A 20,496-nucleotide genomic window follows, 5' to 3' on the forward strand; every position below is an offset into this window, starting at 1 on the left:
GGTTCGTCCGTCGTCGTCCGAAAAAGCGAACTGAAGTTGAATCGAGACGGCTGCCGATCAGATCCGACTATCCGCGTCGGAACCGACGCGGTACAATCGCTAAACTGGATCGTCGGGGATTCTACGTGTCGGACTCGTTGTCGTCGGATTCGTTGTCGGCTGACTCGTTATTATCGGATTCGTTGCCCGCCATCTCGTCGGATTCGTTCCCGTCCGACTCGTTGCCGTCCATCTCGCCGCCACCGCCGTCGCCGCTCTCGAGTTCGATATCGCCGACCATCGTGGAGGAGTGGGGCTCGCAGACGTACTGGGCCATCTCGTCGGTGACCTCGTCGATCTCGAGGGTTGCACTCTCGCCTTCCTCGCTCACCATGTCGGTCTCGTAATCGTCGACGGTCTCCTCGCTGTCGTCCCAGATGACGAGGTTGTGCTGGGCGCCGTCGGCGTTTTCGAACGTGATGTCGTAGGATTCGCCCTCCGTGAGGGTCAGCGTTGGGTTCTCCTCGTCCGCAATAGCTTCGGGTTCGACGCCGGTCCAGGCCTGAGTCGACCCCTCGAGCATGATCTCCGTGCCGGGTTCGATGGCCTCGCCGGAGCCGCCGTCTTCGGCTGATTCGTTGTCGGTTTCGTTGTCCTCAGTTTCGTTCTCCTCCTCGTCTCCCGATTCGGTTTCCGTCTCCGTCTCGTTACCGCCGGTCTCGGTTTCGTCGGTCGTCGCGTTCTCCTCTTCGTCTCCCGATTCGTTTCCTTCGCCACCGGGGCCACCACAGCCCGCAAGCGCCGTCGTGACGCCGGCAACACCGGTGATCTTGAGCACTGTACGACGAGTGATCGGGTCAGCGTCTTTCACGTTCGACCGAACACGACAGAGCGTTATTAAACCACATTTATGGAACATGTGACCTTCTGAGAGGTCAATATCACAGAATATTGGATTAGAGTTAAAATATTAGCGAAATAAGTAACTCACGTCGAGTCGACGGTAACTCGAAACCGACTCACTCGAGCGACGAACTGTTCACGACGATGACTCGAGCGATACCGTTCCCGTCGTCTCGCGAGCGAACCGAACCTCGACGGTTGCTGTCGCGGGTTCGTAGCCGGGCGCGTCGACGGTGACGACGTGGCGGCCGTGCTCGAGTTCGAGTTCGAACGTGCCGTCGTCGGCCGTTCGGACGTACGATCCGTCCGCGCGGACGGTCGCGTCCACGATGGGTCCCCCGTCGTCGACGACGGTGCCAGTGAACCGGCCGAAATCCGGCAATTCGCGGGGTTCGCCCGCCGAATCGGCTTCGCGGAGTTCGACGATCGCGACCTCGGTCTCGTCGGCCGCGACGTACGCCTTCCCGTAGCCGTCGTCGTAACCCTCCGCGTTCGTAACACGAACCTCCCACCAGCCCTCGGCGACGGCGAAGCCAGCGTTCCAGCGCTCGCCGTCCGGGACCGAGCCCCGCGGTGCCGTCAGCCCGTAGCGGGTGTCGCCGTAGATCGTCACGTCGCACGGAATCGTCGGCCCGCCGCCGACCTCGGTCGCGAAGACCTCGAGTTCGCCCTCGCCGGGCCCCCACGCGCGCTCGAGCGAGACGTTCTCCCTCGTCGGGCCGTCCGCGGCGACGTCGACGACCCTCGTCGCGTCCCGGTAGCCGTCGGCCGTCACCGTCCGGTAGTAGGTTCCGGGCTCGAGATCGATCCCGTAGTCGCCGTCCTCGTCGGTGGTTACAGTGTGTGCGTCGATTCCGCCCGCGAGCGTCACCGTCGCGTCGGCGACCGGAACGCCGAAGTCCGTGACCGTTCCCTCGATCCGTCCTGCGGTCGCTTCATCGACTGTCACGGCTCCGACGACACTCGAGCCGGCGAGCAGACTCGTTCCGACGATCCCCGCCTGCCGGAGCAGCGTTCGGCGATTCGCGCTCATTGCTGTCCGCAGGGATCCCACAGTCGAGCATATGTCTTCCGTATTCGGCCTCGAGAGGAGCTGTGTTCAGGAAAATACGAATGTGCGTCAGAAGAGAAAGACGGCGATCAGGAAGCCGAACAGGACCGACGCCGTCAGCAGCGCTTCCACGGCCGTCGAGGCGAGCACGCCGATCGTCGTGTAGATCGCCGACCGCGCGCTGTGATCGACCGTGCGCTCGCGGGCGAACTCGAGGACGAAGACCGTCCCGAAGAGGCCGGCGAGCAGGCCGAGTGGTCCGGTGACGATCATGAGCGCGATGCCGACGACTGCAGCGGCAGCCGTGGTCGTCCACGACGCGCCGCCGGCCCGGGCGGCGATCGACCCGCCGAAGAGTTCGACGAGCATGGCGGTTGCGCCGAGAATCGCCAGCGTCACGACGGTAATCGCTCCCGGTTCGGTGAAGCCGGTGTGCCACCAGTAGAGGAAGACCCCCGCAAGCGAGAGCGCGCCGCCGGGGACCAGCGGGAGGACGGTACCGAGGACGCCGCCGACGAGCAGGGCGACCGCGACGACGGTGATCGCATCGACCATACCGACCCTACGACGGGCCGCGGCAAAGTCGTGCTGTCTTCAGTACCGTTACGTACCGGGCTCCGAACCCCTACGTATGACGCGTGGTGCGATCATCGTCGGCGCGTCCTCCGGCATCGGCGCGGCGCTGGCGCGGGAACTCGCCGACGATGGATACCAGATCGGGCTGGCAGCCCGTCGAACCGAACGCATGCGACGGATCGGCAGCGAACTGCCGACGAAATCCTACGTCGCGACGATGGACCTGCTCGACGCCGAGGACGCCCGCGAGGGCTTCTTCGAACTGGCCGAGGCGATGCCCGCCGTCGATCTCGTCGTCATCAGTTCCGGCGTCGCCGAGATGAACCCCGACCTCGAGTGGGCGGCCGAACGGCGGACGATCGACGTTAACGTCCGCGGTTTCACCGCGATCGCGACGGCGGCGCTCGAGTACTTCGAGAACTCTCCCGACCACGCCAGCGAGGCCGACGGCCACCTCGTGGGCATCTCCTCGGTCGCGGCCCACCTCGGCACCGGCGGCACGCAGGCGTACAACGCCTCCAAAGCGTACGTCTCGCGGTATCTCGAGGGGCTGCGCCACCGCCAGCAGCACCGCGACGCGGACGTGACGATCACGACGATCGAACCGGGCTTCGTCGACACGGACATGTCGATGGGCGGCTTCTGGGAGTGTTCGCCGGAAACCGCGGCCGCACAGATCGTCAATGCGATCCGCAAAGAGAAGAACCACGCCTACGTCACCCGCCGCTGGCGGCTGGTGGTCTGGGCGCTGGCCCTACTGCCGGAGCCGATCCGTCGTCGGGTAATCCCCTGACCGTTACCCGTCGGTGACTCGAGGAATCGGGTGACGCGATCGCCCGCTTCCTATTCGCCCACGACGGGACGTCTCCGTGACGAATTCCGGGCCTCGATCCGACCGGTCCAAATCCTTTCGGAGAACGGTTCAAGCACGCCGCCGAGAAAGGACGCGGTATGCTCACGAACAAGTCCCCGTCCGACGGCGAGACGACCCAGCGATTCCTGGTGACCTGCGACGGCTGTTCGTTCGAACGGACGGCCGACGGCCGCGAGAACGCGGCGGCGATCGGCGACGATCACCGGCGGGAGACGCGCCACGACGTCGTCGCGCTCGAGGTACCGCCGTCGCTCGGGGCGAAGTAACGGATTCCGGATTCGAGAGGTGTACTCATTCGTCGACGAACCGCTCGCGAACCTCGAGCGCCGCGTCTACGCCCGCGTCCGCACCGTAGTAATCCACCAGCGGACAGACGGCGTCGCCGAGCGCCCGCATGCACTGGCCCGATGAAGGGTACTCGAGGCGCTCCGCGACGGTCGGCCAATCGCGACCCTGGAGCGCCCGCAGTACGAACAGTCGTTCCTCGCGAGCGGTCAGATCGATAGCGTCGGGATCCTCGACGAAGTATCGCACGACCAGCCGACGGAACGGTCCGGGGTCGACGTCGAACAGCCCCGGGCCGTAGGCCGCGCCGGCGACGACGCGCCACTCGTGGTCGTCGAGGCCGGCCGGCGGCGCGGCGGCCGTGTCAACGCTTCGGAGTGCTGTGCGGGCTACATCCGGCTCGAGGTCGTCCAGTGCGTCCGAGCAGAGCGCGGCGAATCGGCGGGCGAACCACCGAGCGTGGCGGTCCTGCAGTTCGCGGCCGGTCGCGCTCGTCGGATCGAGCATGAGTGCCGAGTACTCGCCGCTGGCGTCGTTGCGCGTCGTCGAGAGGTGGACCGTCCGGTAGCCGTTCTCGCGCCAGAACTCGAGGAGCCCGGGCGTCGCGCCGAAGCCGGTGCCGAGCCAGTCGACGTCGTCGCCGAATTCCTCGCGCACGCGCTCGAGCAGTCGCGAGCCCAGCCCGCGCGAGCGCGCTTCGTGGTGGGTCGCGATGCGGACGACGCGCAGGCCCGCGGGTTCGCCCGCGGACTCGTCGCGAAGCTGGCTCGTGAGCACGTCGGGGAGCATGTTTCCGCGGACGCGGCCGCCCTCGTACATCATCGCCCGCGTCGCGGGCTCGAGGTTCCCCTCGCGGGCCAGCAGGGCGACGCTGACCACGTGGCCGTCCCGAACCAGCGCGCGGGCCTCGAGGTTCGGCGCGTCGAGCAGGCGCGCGAGGTCGTTTGGCTCGGTCCGGTAGTGCGCGAGGACGAGCAGGCCGAACGCCTCGCGCAGCAGGGTCTCGTCGGCGAGCAGGTCGTCGGGCTCGAGGCGTCGGTATTCGACGGTGTCCGGCGTCGCATCAGCGACGAGCGGCGCGACCGGCGGCCGCGCGTCGAGCAAGAGCGCACGGAAGGCCCACACCTCGACGGGGTCGCCCGCCGCGTACCGGATCGGCTCGACGAGCGTGCGGTCGACCACCTCGTGGTTACTCTCCGCGAGCCGATCCCGGAAGCGGACGGAGAAGCCCCGTCCAGCCCCCTCGTAGCCGTGGATCGTCGTCGCGAACGCGACGCGGTCGGCCGCGAGGAAGGCCTCGAGCCGCGAGACGGGCAGCGCGGCGGCCTCGTCGACGATGACGATGTCAACGGTCTCGAGTTCGTCGACGGCTTCGGCGGGTTCGTGGAACCGGACGCGGCCGCCCGCGGTCGTCTCGAGGCGGCGGGAGTCGGCCGCCGTCAGGTCGACGTCCTCGAGCCCCTCGCACAGTTCCGTGGCGCGCTCGAAGACCTCCGCGGCGTTACGCGCGTTCGGGGCGGTCACGAGCACGTCCTGCCCGTCGGCGGCGAACGCACCCGCGGCCAAGCCGGCGGCGCTCGATTTCCCGCGGCCGCGGTCGGCCTCGAGGACGACGGCGCGCCGGTTGAAATCACCATTTGCGTCCGAGACCAGCGATTCGAACGCCTCGACGGCGTCTATCTGATCACTCGTTAGACAGGCCTCGTAGGCGGCGGTCGGGAACCGACGGGTGTCCGGCGGCTCGAGCGCCGGTTCTTCAACGCGGGGTGCCGGATCGGTCAGCCCGCCGGAGTCGAGTCGCCCGTTCTCGAGGTCGACGATCGAGATGCCCCGGTGGGCCCGCAGCGTCTCGACGAGTCGCCGGCGGAAGCGGCCGGTGACGTCCTCGAGCGCGAACGGCGGAACGGCCAGCGACTCGTCGAACGCGCCTCGCCGGTCCGGCCAGTCCTCGAGCGGCGGCGTCAGGAGCACGAGCAGGCCGCCGCCGTCGACCGCGCCGACGACCTTCCCTAAGGCGTTCGGCCGCAGCCCCTCGTGGGCGTCGAGGATCACGACGTCGCGGGTGGTCCCGAGCAGTTCGCCGGCGTTCGCCTGCGGGAGGTGCTCGCAGCGCAGCCGGTCCGCGGGGCCGACGAGCGTGGTGTCGGTGATCGCGACCGGCAGGGCGTCGAGGACGGCCTCGAGAGCGTCGTACCCCTGTTCGCGATTCCCGGCGAGCACCAGCACTCGGCGTTCGTTCGCTCGCGTCGCCTCGGCGCGGAGCGCGTCGGCGTGCCCGACGACGTCGACGGTCATGTCCGGGTCTTGGGGGCTCGCGAGTAATAGCCTCCGGACTCGAGCGTCCGGGAACGCGGAGCCGCGATTAGCGGCGCACAGCTTGCCAGCGATATCTGGCCCTGAAACTCCGACTTCCGATTTATATCCGTATCGTGCCTATCTGCGGGTACATGGCAGAGATCACGATCACGACCACGGACGGCCTCGAGGGCCGAGAGGTAGTCGAGTACTGCGGCGTCGTCTCCGGCGAGGCGGTCATCGGCGCGAACGTCGTCAGCGACATCGCGGCCGGCATCCGCGACGTCGTCGGCGGCCGCAGCGGCTCCTACGAGAAGAAAATCGAGAAAGGGCGAAAGGAGGCAATCGCCGACCTGCGGGCCGACGCCGAAGAACTCGGCGCGGACGCCGTCGTCGGCGCGACCTTCGACTACGAGGAGATGGGCGAGGGAATGCTCTGGGTCAACCTCTCGGGCACGGCGGTCAAGACGCGTCGCGCGTAACGATCATCGGTCCGGACAGTTTGGACTCGAGGTTGCCGTGCGGACCCATCCCACGGCCCCAGCCGTTTGAACACGCTTTTAAGGGGGGCAACGCTACAGACGTAGTACACCCTACGCGGGGTTGATGATGCTCCTAGCCCCACAGGACTCCCGCCGATTTTCTATCGGCCCGGGCACCCAGTTCCCGGACGGCAGGGGAGCGCGAGCCCACGCGTAGGAGAGGTGAACAACCTATGTCAGTCTACGTCAACACCGACATCCCAGCCGACCTCGCCGACGACGCCCTCGAGGCGCTCGAGGTCGCACGAGACACCGGACGAGTAAAGAAAGGAACCAACGAAACGACGAAGTCGATCGAGCGCGGCAACGCCGAGCTCGTCTACGTCGCCGAAGACGTCTCGCCCGAAGAGATCGTCATGCACATCCCGGACCTCGCCGACGAGAAGGGCATCCCCGTCGTCTTCATCGAGACCCAGGACGACGTCGGCCACGCCGCCGGCCTCGAGGTCGGCTCGGCCGCCGCGGCGATCGTCGACGCCGGCGAGGCCTCCGGCGACGTCGAGGACATCGCCGACAAGGTCGAGGACCTCGACTGAGGTGATTATACATGAGTGCTGAAGAGGAAGAAAGCGGATCAACGCCCGCCGAGGTCATCGAGATCGTCGGCAAGACCGGCATGCACGGCGAAGCCATGCAGGTCAAATGCCGGATTCAGGAGGGCGAGAATCAGGGACGTATCATCACCCGAAACTGCCTCGGGCCGGTCCGCGAAGGGGACGTGCTCCAGCTTCGGGAGACCGCCCGCGAGGCCGACTCCATCGGAGGTCAGTAACCAATGGTCGAGAAACGCACCTGCGACTACACGGGCGAAGAGATCGAGCCCGGCACGGGTATCATGTACGTCAAGAACGACGGCACCGTGCTGCACTTCGTCGACTCCAAGGCGGAGAAAAACTACAAGCTCGGTCGCGAACCGCGCGATCTCGAGTGGACCGAGGAAGGTCGTCGCGGCAAGGGCCCCGCTCAGGCGGACACGCCCGCCGACGAGGAAGCCGACCAGACCGAGCAGGTCGACGCCGCCGAAGACGAGGATGTCGAGGAAGCGACCGAGGTCGCCGAGGACGATGACGAGGACGTCCCTGCCGGGGACGAAACCGTCGACGAGACCGAGGACGCGGAGGCCGAAACCGAGGAGGCCGAACAATGAGCGATCACGAGCGCACCTTCGTGATGGTCAAGCCCGACGCCTTCGCACGCGGGCTCGTGGGCGAGGTCATCTCTCGACTCGAGGACCGCGGGCTCAAGCTCGTCGGCATCAAGGTCGAGAACATGCCTCGCGAGCGCGCTGAGGAACACTACAGCGAGCACGAGGACAAGCCGTTCTACGACGACCTCGTCGATTTCATCACCTCCGGTCCCGTCGTCCCGATGGTCTGGGAGGGCCAGGACGCGACCCGTCAGGTCCGCCAGATGATCGGCGAGACCGACCCGCTCGAGGCCGAGCCCGGAACCATCCGCGGCGACTACGCGCTCGATCTCGGTCGGAACGTCGTTCACGCGGCCGACCACGAGGACGAGGGCGCCAACGAGCGCGAGATCGCGATCCACTTCGACGACGACGAACTGATCGACTACGACCAGCACGACGCCGAGTGGCTCTACGAGTAACGCTCAACGCTTTGACCCGTCGGTTTGCCGACGGTATCCGTGCTGGACTGCGTTCTTCCGTTTTTTACGTTCTCCCCAGTCACGACGCTGTGTTTACGATCACACAATAACCGGCCATTCTATCTTTTGATCTAGTAACGCATTAAAGACAGGTATTGGTCTAGAGAGACGTAACATCTAATGTGTCGGCTAGAGTAGGGGCGGGTGGTGGTTTCGAATGGTAACATACGGTAGGTGGTCTGTGGATGCGTGAACGGGAGCGGGCATCGACGATGGTGGCGACCGACGCGACCCCGTCGCTGGACCTCGTTTTCGATCTCCTCTCGAATCGGCGGCGGCGCTTCGCGCTGTACTACCTCTACGACCAGCCGGATGGCGTCGCGACGATCGACGATCTCACGGACCACGTTGCTCGACTCGAGCGTCGAACGCTCGAGACCGAGGCGGACACCGAGTCCCTCTCGGAATCCGAGATCGAGTCCGACTCCTCCTCCAACTCGACAGGCGAATCCGACGCTGCATCCGTATCGACTGCGACGGGCGACCGACGCCAGCAGATTCAGACGGAACTGCAGCATATTCATCTGCCAAAGCTCGAGGATGCCGGGGTCCTCGAGCACGACCCCCGCAGCGAGACCGTTCGGTACTGGACCCAGCCGTCGCTCGAGGAGTGGCTCGAGCACGCCTATCACAAGGAACTGTAGCTCGGTCGCAACGAACCGACGCCGCTCGAGTGACGTACCGTCTTCTCGCCCGCTCACCGATAAGTGGCGTTGAAAGGTTTAACACGGTGCTCGTGGTGGCATTCGGTACTGTCCCGTGAGCCCGTCACGGGACGAACCCATGAGGTGTGGTACCGTTTCACTCCTCAACGCTTAACAGGCAAGCTGTCGACACGAACCCTGTAGGTGATTCATATGGCAGACCACGAGCTTCCACCACTTCCGTACGATTACGACGCGCTGGAACCGTCGATTTCCGAGCAGGTACTGACCTGGCACCACGACACCCACCATCAGGGCTACGTCAACGGCCTCAACTCGGCTGAAGAAACCCTCGCGGAGAACCGCGAGGAGGGCGACTACGGATCGACGCCCGGGGCTCTCAAGGACGTCACCCACAACGGCTGTGGCCACTATCTCCACACGCTGTTCTGGGAGAACATGTCCCCCGACGGCGGCGGCGAACCCGAGGGCGACGTCGCCGACCGCATCGAGGAGGACTTCGGCTCCTACGAGGGCTGGAAGGGCGAATTCCAGAAGGCTGCCGGCGCCGCCGGCGGCTGGGCCCTGCTGGTGTACGACCCGGTCGCCAAGCAGCTGCGCAACCTCGCGGTCGACAAGCACGATCAGGGCGCGCTCTGGGGTGCCCACCCGATCCTCGCGCTGGACGTCTGGGAGCACTCCTACTACTACGACTACGGCCCGGATCGCGGGGAGTTCATCGACGCCTTCTTCGACGTCGTCAACTGGGACAGCGTCGAAGAGGAATACCAGAAGTGCGTCGACCACTTCGAGTAAGCAGGACGCGACGACTCGGTCAATCCCGATTTTCTTTCGCGCATCCTTCGAGAGCACCGGCGCTCGGCCTCGAGTAGTGCCGTCGACCGCAATCGGTTGCGATCCCCGACAGTTCCGCGAGTGTGAATAACTACCACTATTTATCAGGATGGATGTCGAGTGAGGGCGTACATGGCCGTCGAGGACCGACGGACGACCGGGAGGAATCGATCGATCCAGGGCAGCGACCGCGAGCGGGAACGCGAGGGAGACGCGGGCGACGAGAGCGGGGAGGGCGACGCACGGCTGGCCGCCGCCCTTCAGGCCGCCTGCCGCGGCGACGTCCGGTTCGACGAGTACACGCGCGTGCTCTACGCGACCGACGGCAGCATCTACGGGGCCCAGCCCGCAGGGGTCGTCTTCCCGCGAGATACTGCCGACGTCAAAGCTGCAGTTCGCGTCGCGGCCGACCACGGCGCGCCGGTGTTGCCCCGCGGGGCCGGCTCGTCGCTCGCCGGGCAGGCGGTCGGCCCCGGCTGCGTCGTGCTGGACCTGTCGCGCCACATGGACGAGATCCAGGAGATCGATCCCGACGGGCGGCGGGCCGTCGTCCAGCCCGGGGTCGTCCAGGACGACTTAGACGACGCCCTCGAGCCCCACGGGCTCAAGTTCGCGCCCGACCCGGCCTCCTCGAACCGGGCGACGATCGGCGGCGGGATCGGCAACAATTCGACCGGTGCCCACTCGGTTCGGTACGGCATCACGGACGCCTACGTCGAGGAGTGTACGGTCGTCCTCGCGGACGGCTCGCTGATCCGGACGCGGGACGTCGTCCTCGACAGCGAGGAGTGGGACCGAATCGTCGGAAAGGACGACCGCGAGGCCGCGATCTACCGAACGGTCCGCGCGGTCGTCGAGGACAACGCCGAGGAAATCGAGGCCCGGTATCCGGAACTCAAGCGCAGCGTCAGCGGGTACAACCTGCAGAAGGTGATCCGGGAGGACGAAGACGGAAATCGAGCGATCAACCTCTCGAAACTGCTGGTCGGCGCCGAAGGGACGCTGGGTGTCGTCGTCGAGGCGACGCTCTCGCTGGTCACCCGCCCCGAGGAAACCGCCCTCGTCGTCTGCTGTTACGACGACCTGCTCGAGGCCCTCGCCGCGGTGCCCGACGCGCTCGCTCTCGAGGCAAGCGCCGTCGAGTTGATGGACGAGGAAGTGTTCCGGCTGGCCGCGGACTCCCAGGAGTACGCGGAGTACGCCGAGCCGATTCCCGACGGCACCGCCGCGGCGCTGATGCTCGAGTTCGACGACGAGGTGTTCGACGACCTGCCCGACGCGATCGCGGACGCCCAGACGCACCTCGTCGAGGCGGGCGCCGCGTTCGACTCGATCGAGGCGTTTTCGCCCGCCAAGCAGGAGCGGCTCTGGAAGCTCCGGAAGGCCGCGATCCCGCTGTTGATGAGCATGGAGGGCGATCCGAAGCCGTACCCGTTCGTCGAGGACGCCTCCGTTCCGCCGGACGAACTCGCCGCGTACGTCGACGGCTTTCAGGAGATTCTCGAGGCCCACGACACGACGGCGGCGTACTTCGCCCACGCTGGCGTCGGAACGCTGCACATCCGGCCCGTACTGAACCTCAAGGAGGAAGACGATATCGAGAAGATGCGGTCGATCGCCGCCGACGTGACGGACCTCGTCCTCGAGCACCAGGGATCGTTCTCAGGCGAACACGGCGACGGCCTCGCGCGCACGGAGTTCAACCCGAAGCTCTACGGGCCGGACCTCTGGCAGGCGTTCAAGGACGTGAAATCCGCGTTCGACCCGGACTGGCGGCTGAACCCCGGCAAGGTCGTCTACCGGGATGAGGATCCCACGGACATCCGCGATCACCTCCGGTACGGCGCCGATTACGCCAGCCTCGAGCCCCGGACAGCGCAGCAATTCGACGAGGAAGGCGGCTTCTCGCACCTCGTGGAACTGTGCAACGGCTGCGGGACCTGCCGGCAGACGGATTCGGACGTGATGTGTCCGACCTACCGCGCGACCGAGGAGGAGATCGCGACGACCCGGGGACGCGCGAACCTGCTCCGGGCGGCGATCAGCGGCGAGATCGACCCCGAGGAACGGTTCAGCGAGCGGTTCCAGCGGGAGGTGCTCGACCTCTGTATCGGCTGCAAGGGCTGTCAGAGCGACTGCCCCACCGGCGTCGACCTCGCGAAGCTCAAGGCCGAGGTCAAACACGGCTACCACGAGCGCGAGGGCCTGTCGCTGCGCGAGCGGCTGTTCGGCAACGTCGACCGGCTCGCGGCGCTGGGGAGCGCGGTCGCCCCGCTCGCGAACCGCGCGCCCGAACTGCCGGGCGCCAGGACCGCCCTCGAGCGAACGATCGGCATCGCGGCTGACCGGACGCTGCCGACGTTCCGGCGCGAGTCGCTCGTGGACTGGTTCGCCGATCGAGGCCCGCAGGTCGATCCCGACGAGGCGACGGCGGGCGTCGTCCTCTACCCCGACACGTACACGAACTACTCGAACCCGGCGCCGGGGAAAGCCGCCGTCGAGGTGCTCGAGGCCGCCGATATCCACGTCGCAGTTCCCGACCTCGGGCCGACGGGCCGTGCGGCCTACTCCCAGGGGATGCTCGATGTCGCCGCCGAACGGGGTCGGGCGCTGCTCGAGGACGTGGCGCCGTACCTCGAGAGGGGCTGGTCGGTCGTCTTCGTCGAACCCTCGGACGCGTCGATGGTCGTCGACGAGTACCGGTCGCTGCTGGGCGGCAGTGCGGATCGAGGCGCGGACGGCGTCGAGACTGATCGCCTCGAGAGACTCGCGGCCAACGCCTACGGGATCTGCGAGTACCTCGACGAGCACCGGCTGGACGAAGACCTCGCCTTCCGCGACGAGACGGCCGGCGAGCGGCTGACGGTCCACGGCCACTGCCACCAGAAAGCCCGCGGCGCGGACCATCACGCGGTTGGCGTGCTCCGCCGGGCGGGCTACCGGGTCGACCCGGTCGATTCCGGCTGCTGCGGGATGGCCGGCAGCTTCGGCTACGAAGCCGAGCACTACGACCTCTCGACCGCCATCGGCGACCTGCTTCGGGAGCAACTCGAGACCCTCGCGACGAACGCCGCCGACGCCGATACTGACGCGGCCGACGACCCGACGGTCGTCGCCCCCGGCACCTCCTGTCGGACCCAGATCGGCGACTTCGACGGCTACGACCGACCGCCCCACCCGGTCGAACTGCTCGCTCGAGGGCTCGCGGAGTAAGCCGCTGCGACGGTCGCTCACTTTGAGGAAGAATCGACCCGGTTCGCCCGAGCGCGTTCGCTTTCGATGCCGGTCATTTCGAATCGGGCACCGCCGGCTTCGCTCTCGGTCGCCGCGACGGTCCAGCCGTGGGCCTCGGCGATCCGCTCGACGATGCGTAGCCCGAGGCCCGTACCGTCCCCGTCGCCGGTGTAGCCGCTCTCGAAGATGCGATCGCGCTGTTCGGGCGCGATACCGCGCCCGTCGTCTTCGACGTAGAACCCCTCGAGCGCACCTTCGTCGCCGATCGTCCCGACCGTGATTTCGATCGTGCTCGATCCATCGGCGTCCGGATCGTCGGCCTCGTCTGAGCCGTCAGCGGTCTGGGGCTCCGGCACGGCGGCCGGCCGACCGTGCTCGATCGCGTTGCGAAACAGGTTCTCGAGGAGACGGGTCGTTCGATCCGCGTCGGCGCGGATCGTCGCGGTCGCGTCGACCGTCAGCGTCGCAGCCGCCGAGTCGACGTGCTCCCAGGCCCGCTCGGCGAGGGACTCGAGCGCGACCGGTTCCGGGTCGGTGACCTCCTCGCCGTCGCGGGTGAGCGCGAGCACGTCGTCGATGATCGTCTCCATGCGCTCGAGCGACCGTTCAGCGTCCTCGAGGTGGGACGTGTCGCCGGTTTCTCGCGCGAGCGAGACGTAGCCGTCGGCGACGCTCAACGGATTCCGCAGGTCGTGCGAAACCATGCTCGCGAACTGATCGAGACGCTCGTTCTGGCGCTCGAGTTCCCGCTCGTGGCGTTTTCGCTCCGTGACGTCCGATGCGACGACGATCCAGCCGACGTGGCGGCCCCGGCCGTCGTCGACCGGCGTCACCCGGACGTCGTAGTACGAGTCACCCACGGAGAGGACGTCTCGGCTCTTGTCCGGAGACGCCGTGAGCGCTTCGTACAGGTCGATCGAAGCGGGGGAAAAGAGCGACTCGATGGGTCGGCCGACGAGCGTCTCGTCCTCGTTGTCGATGAACCGACGACCGGCGGAGTTGACGTCGACGAGTCGATCGTTGCGGTCGACGACGAACACGCCTTCGGCGATCGTATCGAGAACGTGGTGGCGAGCGATCGGAACGATGTCGATCAATCGGTAGCGGCCGATCGCGACTGCGAACAGCGCGCCCGCGACGACGAAGCCGATCGGCGTCGTATCGATGTCGCCCAGTCCGAAGAGTTCGAGCGTGTGGACGGCGTTCGCGAGGAGCGGCGCCGTCGTCGCGCCGAGGAGGGTTGCGGCCTGACCCCGGTAGAGCGATCGGGCGGCGTACAGCGACTCGACGACCATCGCGGTGCCGACGAGCAGGAGGAGATACGAGTAGACCAGGTGGACGTCGAACGCGAACCCCATCTCGACCGAAATCCCGCCCGGCGTCGTCGGGTCGGGTTCGATAGATTCGAAGAACACGCCTCCGGGATTCGCAAACGCGAGCGCGACGACGAGGACGGGTTCGATCGAGAGCAACGCGACGGTCCTCGGGGTGACGAGGTGTTCGCGACCGGTGTACTCGAGGATGAACAGGAACAGGCCCAGAACGCTGACGACGACGCCGACGTAGAGAAACCGGAGCAGGAACGTCGAGACCACGACGCTGTCGACGGCGACCAGTGCAAACAACGATCCCGCCCAGAGTGCCGCCCCCGCGATCGCCGCCGCGAGCGCGACGGCCCCACACCGTTCTCGCCGCCGCCAGACGACGCCGGCGAGAACGGCGGCACTGACCGTTGCGACGGCGTAGGCGGCGAGAACGAGGTCGTTCCCGATTGGCATCGATCCGTATCTAGTAGCTGGGTAATAAGTCCCTGTGGCCAATGGTATTCGTGTTGACAGTTCCGCCTCCGTCGCCACGCCGGAAACGCGACGGCGCGACCGGTATCGGTGCGGTCTTGTGGCGCCCCGCCGATACGTCCGACTATGCCCGTTCCGAAATCCGAGTTCGACAGCCTGCCACCCTGTGACTTCTACACGCCCGAGGAGCTCCTCGAGGCCGACCAGATGTACACCGTCTACGAGATCGCCCGACTGCTGCAGGGTCTCGAGCCCGACGCGGAGATCGAGGAGGAAACCGAAGCTATCCTGCTAGACTGGGCGATTCCGTGGATTATGACGAACTCTGACGACCTCGTGGTCGCGGAACCGCGCAGCGACGACGAGCCCGGCTACTACGGGCTCAAGGAAGACGAGGCCGACGACGCCGACGACGCCGACGCATGATCTTCCTCGTCGTCGGCGCCGACCGCGTCGACGCCGGCAAGACCACCTTCTCGGTCGGCCTGCTCGAGCGGACCGGCGCGGTCGGCTACAAGCCCCGCGCGGGCAACGACTACTGGTTCGACTACGACGACTGCCGGCGGGCGCTGTCGGACGGCCGCCTCTACGGGAAGGACGCGAAGCGACTCGCCGGTGCCGAGAACGGCGCTCGAGCGCCCGAACAGTTGAATCCGGTCCACCGACTGTGGCGACCGGCGCCCGACGGCGGCACGGGGCTGCTCGGGCGCGCCGATCGGGAGTTCGTCGTCGATCGCGTCGGCCGCCCAAGCGAGGACGAGTCTCCGACGTTCGTTCGCAACGCTACCGCGGACGTTCCCGAGGCGGTCGCCGAGGCGCTGCCGCTCGAGGACGCCGTCGCCGTCGAGACGGTCGCGGAGTTCAACGAAATCGCCGAGCAACGCTACGTCCCGGCCTTCGAGTCGCTGGCCGCCGAGATCGAATCGGCGGACGTCGCCGTCGTCGAATCCTACGGCGACATCGCCCAGCCGCTCCAGTCGCTCGATCCGGCCGCCGTCGCCGCGGTCGCGGCCGTCGAACCGGGCCGTGCCCGAATCTACCCCGGCGACCGCTACTGTCGCGCCTGCGAAATCGCGAGCTCGAGCCCGCAGGACGGTCGCCTCGAGAAGCGCGTGCCCGACGTGCTCGAGTATCTCGACCCGCTCGAGCGGGTGCAGTTGCCGCCGCTGAGCGACGTAGGGCGTGAGGATCCGGCGCGGATCGCCGAGGCGTACGCGGACGCGTACGACGCGCTGTTGGCCGCCGCGAAGAACGTCTGATCGGTGCGCGGCGACAGGCCGCCGGTTCGATTCCGCCGTTCGGCCGGTTGCATCCACTTTTTCGTTTTGCTGCCCGCGGTCGCGTTTGGCCGCTCGAGAGGCCAGTCGCGTCGTCTCTGCCTACCGAGTACCGGCCTCGAGACTCGCATTGGCAGGGATCGACACGGCCGTCTCACGATCACAGCGGTTAAGACCACTCAGTAGAACAACCGCGTAATGAGACGACGAACCTTCCTCGGGACCGTCGGTAGCGGGACCGTCATCGGCGTCGCCGGCTGCCTGACGCAGGAGAACGAGAGCGGAAACGGCGGCGGGAACGGTGACGGTGGAGACGGAAACGGTGCCGGCAACGGCACCGACTCGAACGACGGTGACGACTCCGACGCATCGACCCTCGAGGGCACGCTCGAGGTCGTCACCTACGAGTCGATGATCGACACCGAGAACTCCGCCGGGCCGTGGCTCAAGGAGGCCTTCGAGGCCGAGTACCCCGACGTGACCCTCGAGTGGACGCGTCTGCCCGAGCAGGGCATCAACTACTACATCGAGCGAGCGTCCCGGGACGTCGAGATCGAACCCGACGTCTACCTCGGGCTGAACGTCGACGACCTCGTCCTCGTCGACGACAATCTGGGGGACGGCGGCCTGTTCGGCGAACTCGAGCGCGACCGCCTCGAGCACGCCGGACGGGTCCGCGACGGCCTCGACATGGGTGACCCCCACGACCGCGTACTGCCCTACGACACGGGGTACATCAGCCTCGTCTACGACGAGAACGAAGTCGACGAACCCCGGACCTTCGAAGATCTGACCGAACCCGCCTACGAGGACGCGCTGCTGGCCCAGAACGCCCAGGCCTCCGACCCCGGGCAGGCGTTCCTCCTGTGGACGATCGACGCTTTCGGCGAGGACGGCTACCTCGACTACTGGCGGGAGTTGGACGACAACGGCGTCCGCATCCTTGACGACTGGACCGAGTCCTACTCCGGCGCGTACATGGAGGGCGAGCGGCCGATGGTCGTCTCCTACTCGACGGATCAGGTCTACGCCAACGAGTACGACTACGACTTCTCGCGCCACCAAGTCGCCTTCCTGAACGACCAGGGGTACGCGAACCCGGAGGGGATGGCGATCTTCGAGGACAGCGACAACGCCGATCTCGCGAACGCGTTCTTCGATTTCGTCCTCTCGAACGAACCACAGGCCGAGATCGCCCAGCGCAACGTCCAGTTCCCCGCCGTCGCGGACGACCACGTCGATCTGGACGAGGAGTTCGACCAGTACGCCCACGTCCCGCCGGAGCCGGTGACGGTCGGCTACGACCGGCTCCGCGGGAACCTCGATCAGTGGGTCGACGACTGGGCCCGCGAGTTCGCCAGCCAGTAACGGAATCGCCCATCTTACCGTCCCGTACCGCGACACCTGTCTCTCGACCGAACCGTGTCCACCGCCTCAGACGATCACAGCAGTGCCGCGCTCGAGCGCGTTCCCGACGCCGTGAGCGGCTGGCTCGAGCGCCGCGGACTCCACCTCGCGGCGATCGTCACGGCGGTAATCCTCGTCGTCGTGCTCTACGTCCCCGTCGGCGTCGTCTTCGTCAACGCCGTCGGCGAGGAGGGAGCGGCGACGCTCGCCAACTTCCGCGCGGTGCTAACCGACCCGTTCTACTTCGGGGTCCTCGCGGAGGTCTTCGCGGATCCGCTCGCGATCGGACGCCACCTCGAGGGACTGGTCGGCTGGCTCGCGGCGATTTCTATCTCGCCGTCGCTCGAGGGGGTCGTCGTTCCCGGCGTCGGCCTCGAGGTGCCGGTGCCGCGGCTGGGCCTCGACGCGCCCGCCGTTCGCAAGGGTCTGTTCGGCTTTACGACCTACCAGGCCGTTCTCTCGACGGCCGCGAGCGTCGCCCTCGGACTGCCGGCCGCGTACGTCCTCGCGAACTACGAGTTCTACGGCCGGCGGACGCTGCGCTCGCTGACGATCCTGCCGTTCGTCCTGCCGGGGATCATGGTCGCGGTCGGCTTCTACGCGATGTTCGGCCGCGCGGGGACGTTAAACGGCCTGCTCGGGCTGGTCGGCGTCGGACCGATCGCGTTCATCGAGTCGAACCCGCTCGCGATCGTCATCGTCGCCCACGCCTTCTACAACGCGCCGCTGGTCGCCAGGCTCACCGTCGCCGCCTGGGAGTCGGTGGACATCCGGGCCGTCGAAACCGCCCGCAGCCTCGGCGCCGGCCCGCGGCGCGCGTTCCGGGACGTCGTCGTCCCCCAGCTCGCGCCGGCCGTCCTCACCGGCGCCCTGCTGACCTTCGTGTTCACGTTCATGACCTTCCCTATCGTGCTCGCGCTCGGGGGGCTCCAGTTGGCGACCGTCGAGGTCTGGATCTACGACCGCATCCAGCAACTCGACTACGCCGAGGCCGCCACGCTCGCGATCCTCGAGACGACCTTCTCGCTCGGGCTGACCTACGCCTACCTCCGGTACGAATCCGCCCAGGCGGGCTTCTCGCAGGCCGCGTCGCCGCCTCCGAAGGAGCCGCTGTTTCCGGACCGGCGGACGGTACTGACCGCCCGACGACTCGCGATCGCCGCCTACGGGCTCGTCGCCGTCGTCGTCTTCGTCGGCCCGCTGGCGAGTCTGGTGGTGGGCAGTCTCACCGACGGGAGCGGCCTGACGCTGCGCCACTACGCCTTCCTCCTCGAGCGCCAACTCGAGGGCGCGAGCTTCCAGACCCAGCCGCTGCCGGCGATCCGCAATTCCTTGCTGTTCGGCGTCGCGACGCTCGCCGTGGCGGTGCCGATGGGCGTCGTGATCTCGGTGCTGACGGTGCGGGCCGGCCGGCTCGGCACGGCGATCGACACGCTCGCGATGCTTCCCTTAGCGGTCAGCGGCGTCGTCTTCGGGATCGGCCTCCTGCAGGGGCTGGTCTTCGGTCTCTCGCTACCCGGCGGGTGGCGGCTCCAGCTGACGGGCCCGATCGCGATCGTCGTCGCGCACGCGGTCGCAGCCTACCCGTTCGTGACGCGTAACGTCTCCCCGCTGCTCTCGAGTCTCGATCCGGCAATGGTCGAGTCCGCCCGCGCCCTTGGCGCCTCGCGGCTGCGCGCGCTGGTGGACGTCGAACTGCCGCTGGTCGCGACCGGCATCGTCGCCGGCGCGGCCTTCGCCTTCGCCATCTCGATCGGCGAGTTCTCGTCGACGGTGATTTTGGCCAGCGGCTCGGAGAGCTACACGATGCCCGTCGCCGTCGAACGCTACCTGGGTCGTCGTTCCGGGCCCGCGATCGCCATGGGCACGCTGCTGCTTATCGTCACCGCAGCGAGTTTCGTCGTCGTCGACCGCGTCGGCGGGAGGTACGAACCGTGACCGAACTCCGCCTCGAGGGCGTCTCGAAGCGCTACGGCGGCAGCGGCGACGGGATGGAGACGACAGAGACCGTCGGGGACGCGACCGTCGCCCTCAGGGACGTCGACCTGACCGTCCGCGACGGCGAGTTCTTCACGCTCGTCGGCCCCTCCGGCTGCGGGAAGACCACCACCCTGCGGACGATCGCCGGCTTCGAGGAACCGACCGCCGGCCGCGTCGCGTTCGACGGCGACTCGATGGCCGGCGTCCCGCCCGAGGAGCGCGACGTCGGGATCGTCTTCCAGAGCTACGCGCTCTTTCCCCACATGAGCGTCGCCGAGAACGTCGGCTACGGGCTCCGGTTCCGCGACCCGCCCGCCGGCACGACCGCCGACGAGCGCGTCGCCGACCTGCTCGAGCTGGTCGACCTCGAGGGGATGGGCGAGCGCTCGCCCGACCAGCTGTCGGGCGGTCAACAGCAACGCGTCGCGCTGGCTCGCGCGCTCGCGCCCGAGCCGGACCTGCTCCTGCTCGACGAGCCGATGAGCGCGCTCGACGCGCAACTGCGCGAGTCGCTGCGGCGGCAACTCGTGCGGATCCAGTCGGAACTCGAGATCACGACCGTCTACGTCACCCACGATCAGGCGGAGGCGCTGGCGATCTCGGATCGAGTGGCGGTGATGCGCGACGGTCGGGTCGAACAGGTCGGCCGGCCCCAGGAAATCTACCGCGAGCCAGACACGCGGTTCGTCGCGGAGTTCGTCGGCGACAACAACGTTTTCGACGGCGAGATCGTCGCTCGCGACGGCGACCGAGCACAGGTGTCGATCGACGGGACCGAAACGACCGTCGAACTCGCCGGGCTGCCGGGGGCGGATGCGCGCTCGGACGGTTCGGGGGCGACCGCGGCAGGAGCGACGGACCGACTCGAGAGCGGCCGCATTTGTTTCTGCGTGCGGCCTGGCGCGCTCTCCCGCACCATCGAGCAGAACCAGTTCGTCGTAACCGTCGAAACCGCCGAGTTCCTCGGGGAGCAGGTGCGAGTCCACGGCCGCTGGAACGACGTGCCGATCGTGTTACGACTCGCGGACGTCCCGGACGAGGGCAGCGAGTTGACGGTCGGATTCGCCCCCGAGGATGCACACGTCGTGGACCTGGATGTGGAGCGTGCGTGAGCGGACCGGCGCGTGACC

General features: G+C 67.4%; 20 protein-coding genes. 15 read left to right on the forward strand and 5 right to left on the reverse strand.

Annotated features, from left to right (window positions below; genetic code table 11):
• Nucleotides 1-121 precede the first annotated feature (121 nt).
• The 3 genes from ATJ93_RS08785 to ATJ93_RS08795 form a co-directional block, all read right to left on the reverse strand.
• Nucleotides 122-850, reverse strand: coding sequence for a cupredoxin domain-containing protein (locus ATJ93_RS08785; protein WP_211334039.1), 729 nt, complete (start codon nucleotides 848-850; stop codon nucleotides 122-124).
• Nucleotides 851-1,018: 168 nt separating this feature from the next.
• Nucleotides 1,019-1,915 (reverse strand): carboxypeptidase regulatory-like domain-containing protein, encoded by an 897-nt coding sequence (locus ATJ93_RS08790; RefSeq protein ID WP_120244286.1) that lies wholly within the window; start codon nucleotides 1,913-1,915, stop codon nucleotides 1,019-1,021.
• A gap of 87 nt (nucleotides 1,916-2,002) precedes the next feature.
• On the reverse strand, nucleotides 2,003-2,488 hold the full coding sequence (locus ATJ93_RS08795) for a DUF456 domain-containing protein (protein WP_120244287.1): 486 nt from the start codon (nucleotides 2,486-2,488) through the stop codon (nucleotides 2,003-2,005).
• Between the two features lie 76 nt (nucleotides 2,489-2,564).
• On the opposite strand from ATJ93_RS08795, the gene ATJ93_RS08800 reads away from it, so the two are divergent.
• A complete protein-coding gene (locus ATJ93_RS08800) occupies nucleotides 2,565-3,302 on the forward strand; it encodes an SDR family NAD(P)-dependent oxidoreductase (protein ID WP_120244288.1) in 738 nt (245 codons plus the stop codon).
• 158 nt (nucleotides 3,303-3,460) lie between these two features.
• Nucleotides 3,461-3,649: a hypothetical protein gene (locus tag ATJ93_RS08805; protein WP_120244289.1), complete on the forward strand. Its 189-nt coding sequence runs from the start codon at nucleotides 3,461-3,463 to the stop codon at nucleotides 3,647-3,649.
• 25 nt (nucleotides 3,650-3,674) lie between these two features.
• Here ATJ93_RS08805 and tmcA read toward each other — a convergent pair whose 3' ends face one another.
• Entirely contained in the window at nucleotides 3,675-6,044 is a 2,370-nt protein-coding gene (gene tmcA, locus ATJ93_RS08810) for a tRNA(Met) cytidine acetyltransferase TmcA (RefSeq protein WP_394338798.1), read from the reverse strand.
• A gap of 71 nt (nucleotides 6,045-6,115) precedes the next feature.
• Here tmcA and ATJ93_RS08815 point away from each other — a divergent pair, with 71 nt between their 5' ends.
• The 8 genes from ATJ93_RS08815 (at nucleotide 6,116) to ATJ93_RS08850 (ending at nucleotide 12,885) form a co-directional block, all read left to right on the forward strand.
• Nucleotides 6,116-6,445 (forward strand): YbjQ family protein, encoded by a 330-nt coding sequence (locus tag ATJ93_RS08815; RefSeq protein ID WP_120244291.1) that lies wholly within the window; start codon nucleotides 6,116-6,118, stop codon nucleotides 6,443-6,445.
• Between the two features lie 233 nt (nucleotides 6,446-6,678).
• Nucleotides 6,679-7,041, forward strand: a complete 363-nt coding sequence (gene rpl7ae / locus ATJ93_RS08820) for a 50S ribosomal protein L7Ae (RefSeq protein ID WP_120244292.1) — start codon at nucleotides 6,679-6,681, stop codon at nucleotides 7,039-7,041.
• Nucleotides 7,042-7,052: 11 nt separating this feature from the next.
• Complete coding sequence (locus tag ATJ93_RS08825; RefSeq protein WP_004214009.1) at nucleotides 7,053-7,277, forward strand: 30S ribosomal protein S28e; 225 nt, start codon at nucleotides 7,053-7,055, stop codon at nucleotides 7,275-7,277.
• A gap of 3 nt (nucleotides 7,278-7,280) precedes the next feature.
• The gene (locus ATJ93_RS08830; protein WP_120244293.1) at nucleotides 7,281-7,652 is read left to right on the forward strand and encodes a 50S ribosomal protein L24e; all 372 of its coding nucleotides are present in this window, start codon (nucleotides 7,281-7,283) and stop codon (nucleotides 7,650-7,652) included.
• Nucleotides 7,649-8,113, forward strand: a complete 465-nt coding sequence (ndk, locus tag ATJ93_RS08835) for a nucleoside-diphosphate kinase (protein WP_120244294.1) — start codon at nucleotides 7,649-7,651, stop codon at nucleotides 8,111-8,113. The genes ATJ93_RS08830 and ndk overlap by 4 nt, the downstream gene beginning before the upstream one ends.
• A gap of 245 nt (nucleotides 8,114-8,358) precedes the next feature.
• Entirely contained in the window at nucleotides 8,359-8,817 is a 459-nt protein-coding gene (locus tag ATJ93_RS08840) for a DUF7344 domain-containing protein (protein ID WP_120244295.1), read from the forward strand.
• A gap of 213 nt (nucleotides 8,818-9,030) precedes the next feature.
• Entirely contained in the window at nucleotides 9,031-9,633 is a 603-nt protein-coding gene (gene sod, locus ATJ93_RS08845; protein ID WP_120244296.1) for a superoxide dismutase, read from the forward strand.
• 171 nt (nucleotides 9,634-9,804) lie between these two features.
• Nucleotides 9,805-12,885 carry an FAD-binding and (Fe-S)-binding domain-containing protein gene (locus ATJ93_RS08850; protein WP_120244297.1) on the forward strand — a complete coding sequence of 1,027 codons (3,081 nt, stop codon included), beginning with the start codon at nucleotides 9,805-9,807 and terminating at the stop codon, nucleotides 12,883-12,885.
• A 17-nt stretch (nucleotides 12,886-12,902) separates the two neighbouring features.
• On the opposite strand, the gene ATJ93_RS08855 is transcribed toward ATJ93_RS08850, so the two are convergent.
• Nucleotides 12,903-14,684 carry a sensor histidine kinase gene (locus tag ATJ93_RS08855; protein ID WP_120244298.1) on the reverse strand — a complete coding sequence of 594 codons (1,782 nt, stop codon included), beginning with the start codon at nucleotides 14,682-14,684 and terminating at the stop codon, nucleotides 12,903-12,905.
• A gap of 144 nt (nucleotides 14,685-14,828) precedes the next feature.
• Here ATJ93_RS08855 and ATJ93_RS08860 point away from each other — a divergent pair, with 144 nt between their 5' ends.
• From ATJ93_RS08860 to ATJ93_RS08880, 5 genes are all read left to right on the forward strand, one after another.
• Nucleotides 14,829-15,128 (forward strand): DUF5827 family protein, encoded by a 300-nt coding sequence (locus ATJ93_RS08860; protein ID WP_120244299.1) that lies wholly within the window; start codon nucleotides 14,829-14,831, stop codon nucleotides 15,126-15,128.
• On the forward strand, nucleotides 15,125-15,961 hold the full coding sequence (locus tag ATJ93_RS08865) for an ATPase (protein ID WP_120244300.1): 837 nt from the start codon (nucleotides 15,125-15,127) through the stop codon (nucleotides 15,959-15,961). The genes ATJ93_RS08860 and ATJ93_RS08865 overlap by 4 nt, the downstream gene beginning before the upstream one ends.
• Before the next feature lie 216 nt (nucleotides 15,962-16,177).
• Nucleotides 16,178-17,347, forward strand: coding sequence for a thiamine ABC transporter substrate-binding protein (locus tag ATJ93_RS08870; RefSeq protein WP_120244301.1), 1,170 nt, complete (start codon nucleotides 16,178-16,180; stop codon nucleotides 17,345-17,347).
• A gap of 54 nt (nucleotides 17,348-17,401) precedes the next feature.
• A complete protein-coding gene (locus ATJ93_RS08875; protein ID WP_211334040.1) occupies nucleotides 17,402-19,324 on the forward strand; it encodes an ABC transporter permease in 1,923 nt (640 codons plus the stop codon).
• A complete protein-coding gene (locus tag ATJ93_RS08880; RefSeq protein ID WP_120244302.1) occupies nucleotides 19,321-20,478 on the forward strand; it encodes an ABC transporter ATP-binding protein in 1,158 nt (385 codons plus the stop codon). Before ATJ93_RS08875 ends, ATJ93_RS08880 begins: the two co-directional genes overlap by 4 nt.
• Nucleotides 20,479-20,496: the final 18 nt, after the last annotated feature.

It is taken from the genome of Halopiger aswanensis (genome assembly GCF_003610195.1).
GTDB classification, from domain to species: Archaea; Halobacteriota; Halobacteria; order Halobacteriales; family Natrialbaceae; genus Halopiger; species Halopiger aswanensis.

What these genes read in the sequence shown, in the direction of transcription:
- ATJ93_RS08815 (WP_120244291.1), top strand. Translation starts at nt 6,116, where the DNA reads ATGGCAGAGATCACGATCACGACCACGGACGGCCTCGAGGGCCGAGAG.
- ATJ93_RS08790 (WP_120244286.1), bottom strand. Translation starts at nt 1,915, where the DNA reads ATGAGCGCGAATCGCCGAACGCTGCTCCGGCAGGCGGGGATCGTCGGA.
- ATJ93_RS08855 (WP_120244298.1), bottom strand. Translation starts at nt 14,684, where the DNA reads ATGCCAATCGGGAACGACCTCGTTCTCGCCGCCTACGCCGTCGCAACG.
- sod (WP_120244296.1), top strand. Translation starts at nt 9,031, where the DNA reads ATGGCAGACCACGAGCTTCCACCACTTCCGTACGATTACGACGCGCTG.
- ATJ93_RS08865 (WP_120244300.1), top strand. Translation starts at nt 15,125, where the DNA reads ATGATCTTCCTCGTCGTCGGCGCCGACCGCGTCGACGCCGGCAAGACC.
- ATJ93_RS08825 (WP_004214009.1), top strand. Translation starts at nt 7,053, where the DNA reads ATGAGTGCTGAAGAGGAAGAAAGCGGATCAACGCCCGCCGAGGTCATC.
- ATJ93_RS08850 (WP_120244297.1), top strand. Translation starts at nt 9,805, where the DNA reads ATGGCCGTCGAGGACCGACGGACGACCGGGAGGAATCGATCGATCCAG.
- ATJ93_RS08805 (WP_120244289.1), top strand. Translation starts at nt 3,461, where the DNA reads ATGCTCACGAACAAGTCCCCGTCCGACGGCGAGACGACCCAGCGATTC.
- ndk (WP_120244294.1), top strand. Translation starts at nt 7,649, where the DNA reads ATGAGCGATCACGAGCGCACCTTCGTGATGGTCAAGCCCGACGCCTTC.
- ATJ93_RS08795 (WP_120244287.1), bottom strand. Translation starts at nt 2,488, where the DNA reads ATGGTCGATGCGATCACCGTCGTCGCGGTCGCCCTGCTCGTCGGCGGC.
- rpl7ae (WP_120244292.1), top strand. Translation starts at nt 6,679, where the DNA reads ATGTCAGTCTACGTCAACACCGACATCCCAGCCGACCTCGCCGACGAC.
- ATJ93_RS08860 (WP_120244299.1), top strand. Translation starts at nt 14,829, where the DNA reads ATGCCCGTTCCGAAATCCGAGTTCGACAGCCTGCCACCCTGTGACTTC.
- ATJ93_RS08840 (WP_120244295.1), top strand. Translation starts at nt 8,359, where the DNA reads ATGCGTGAACGGGAGCGGGCATCGACGATGGTGGCGACCGACGCGACC.
- ATJ93_RS08830 (WP_120244293.1), top strand. Translation starts at nt 7,281, where the DNA reads ATGGTCGAGAAACGCACCTGCGACTACACGGGCGAAGAGATCGAGCCC.
- ATJ93_RS08870 (WP_120244301.1), top strand. Translation starts at nt 16,178, where the DNA reads ATGAGACGACGAACCTTCCTCGGGACCGTCGGTAGCGGGACCGTCATC.
- ATJ93_RS08800 (WP_120244288.1), top strand. Translation starts at nt 2,565, where the DNA reads ATGACGCGTGGTGCGATCATCGTCGGCGCGTCCTCCGGCATCGGCGCG.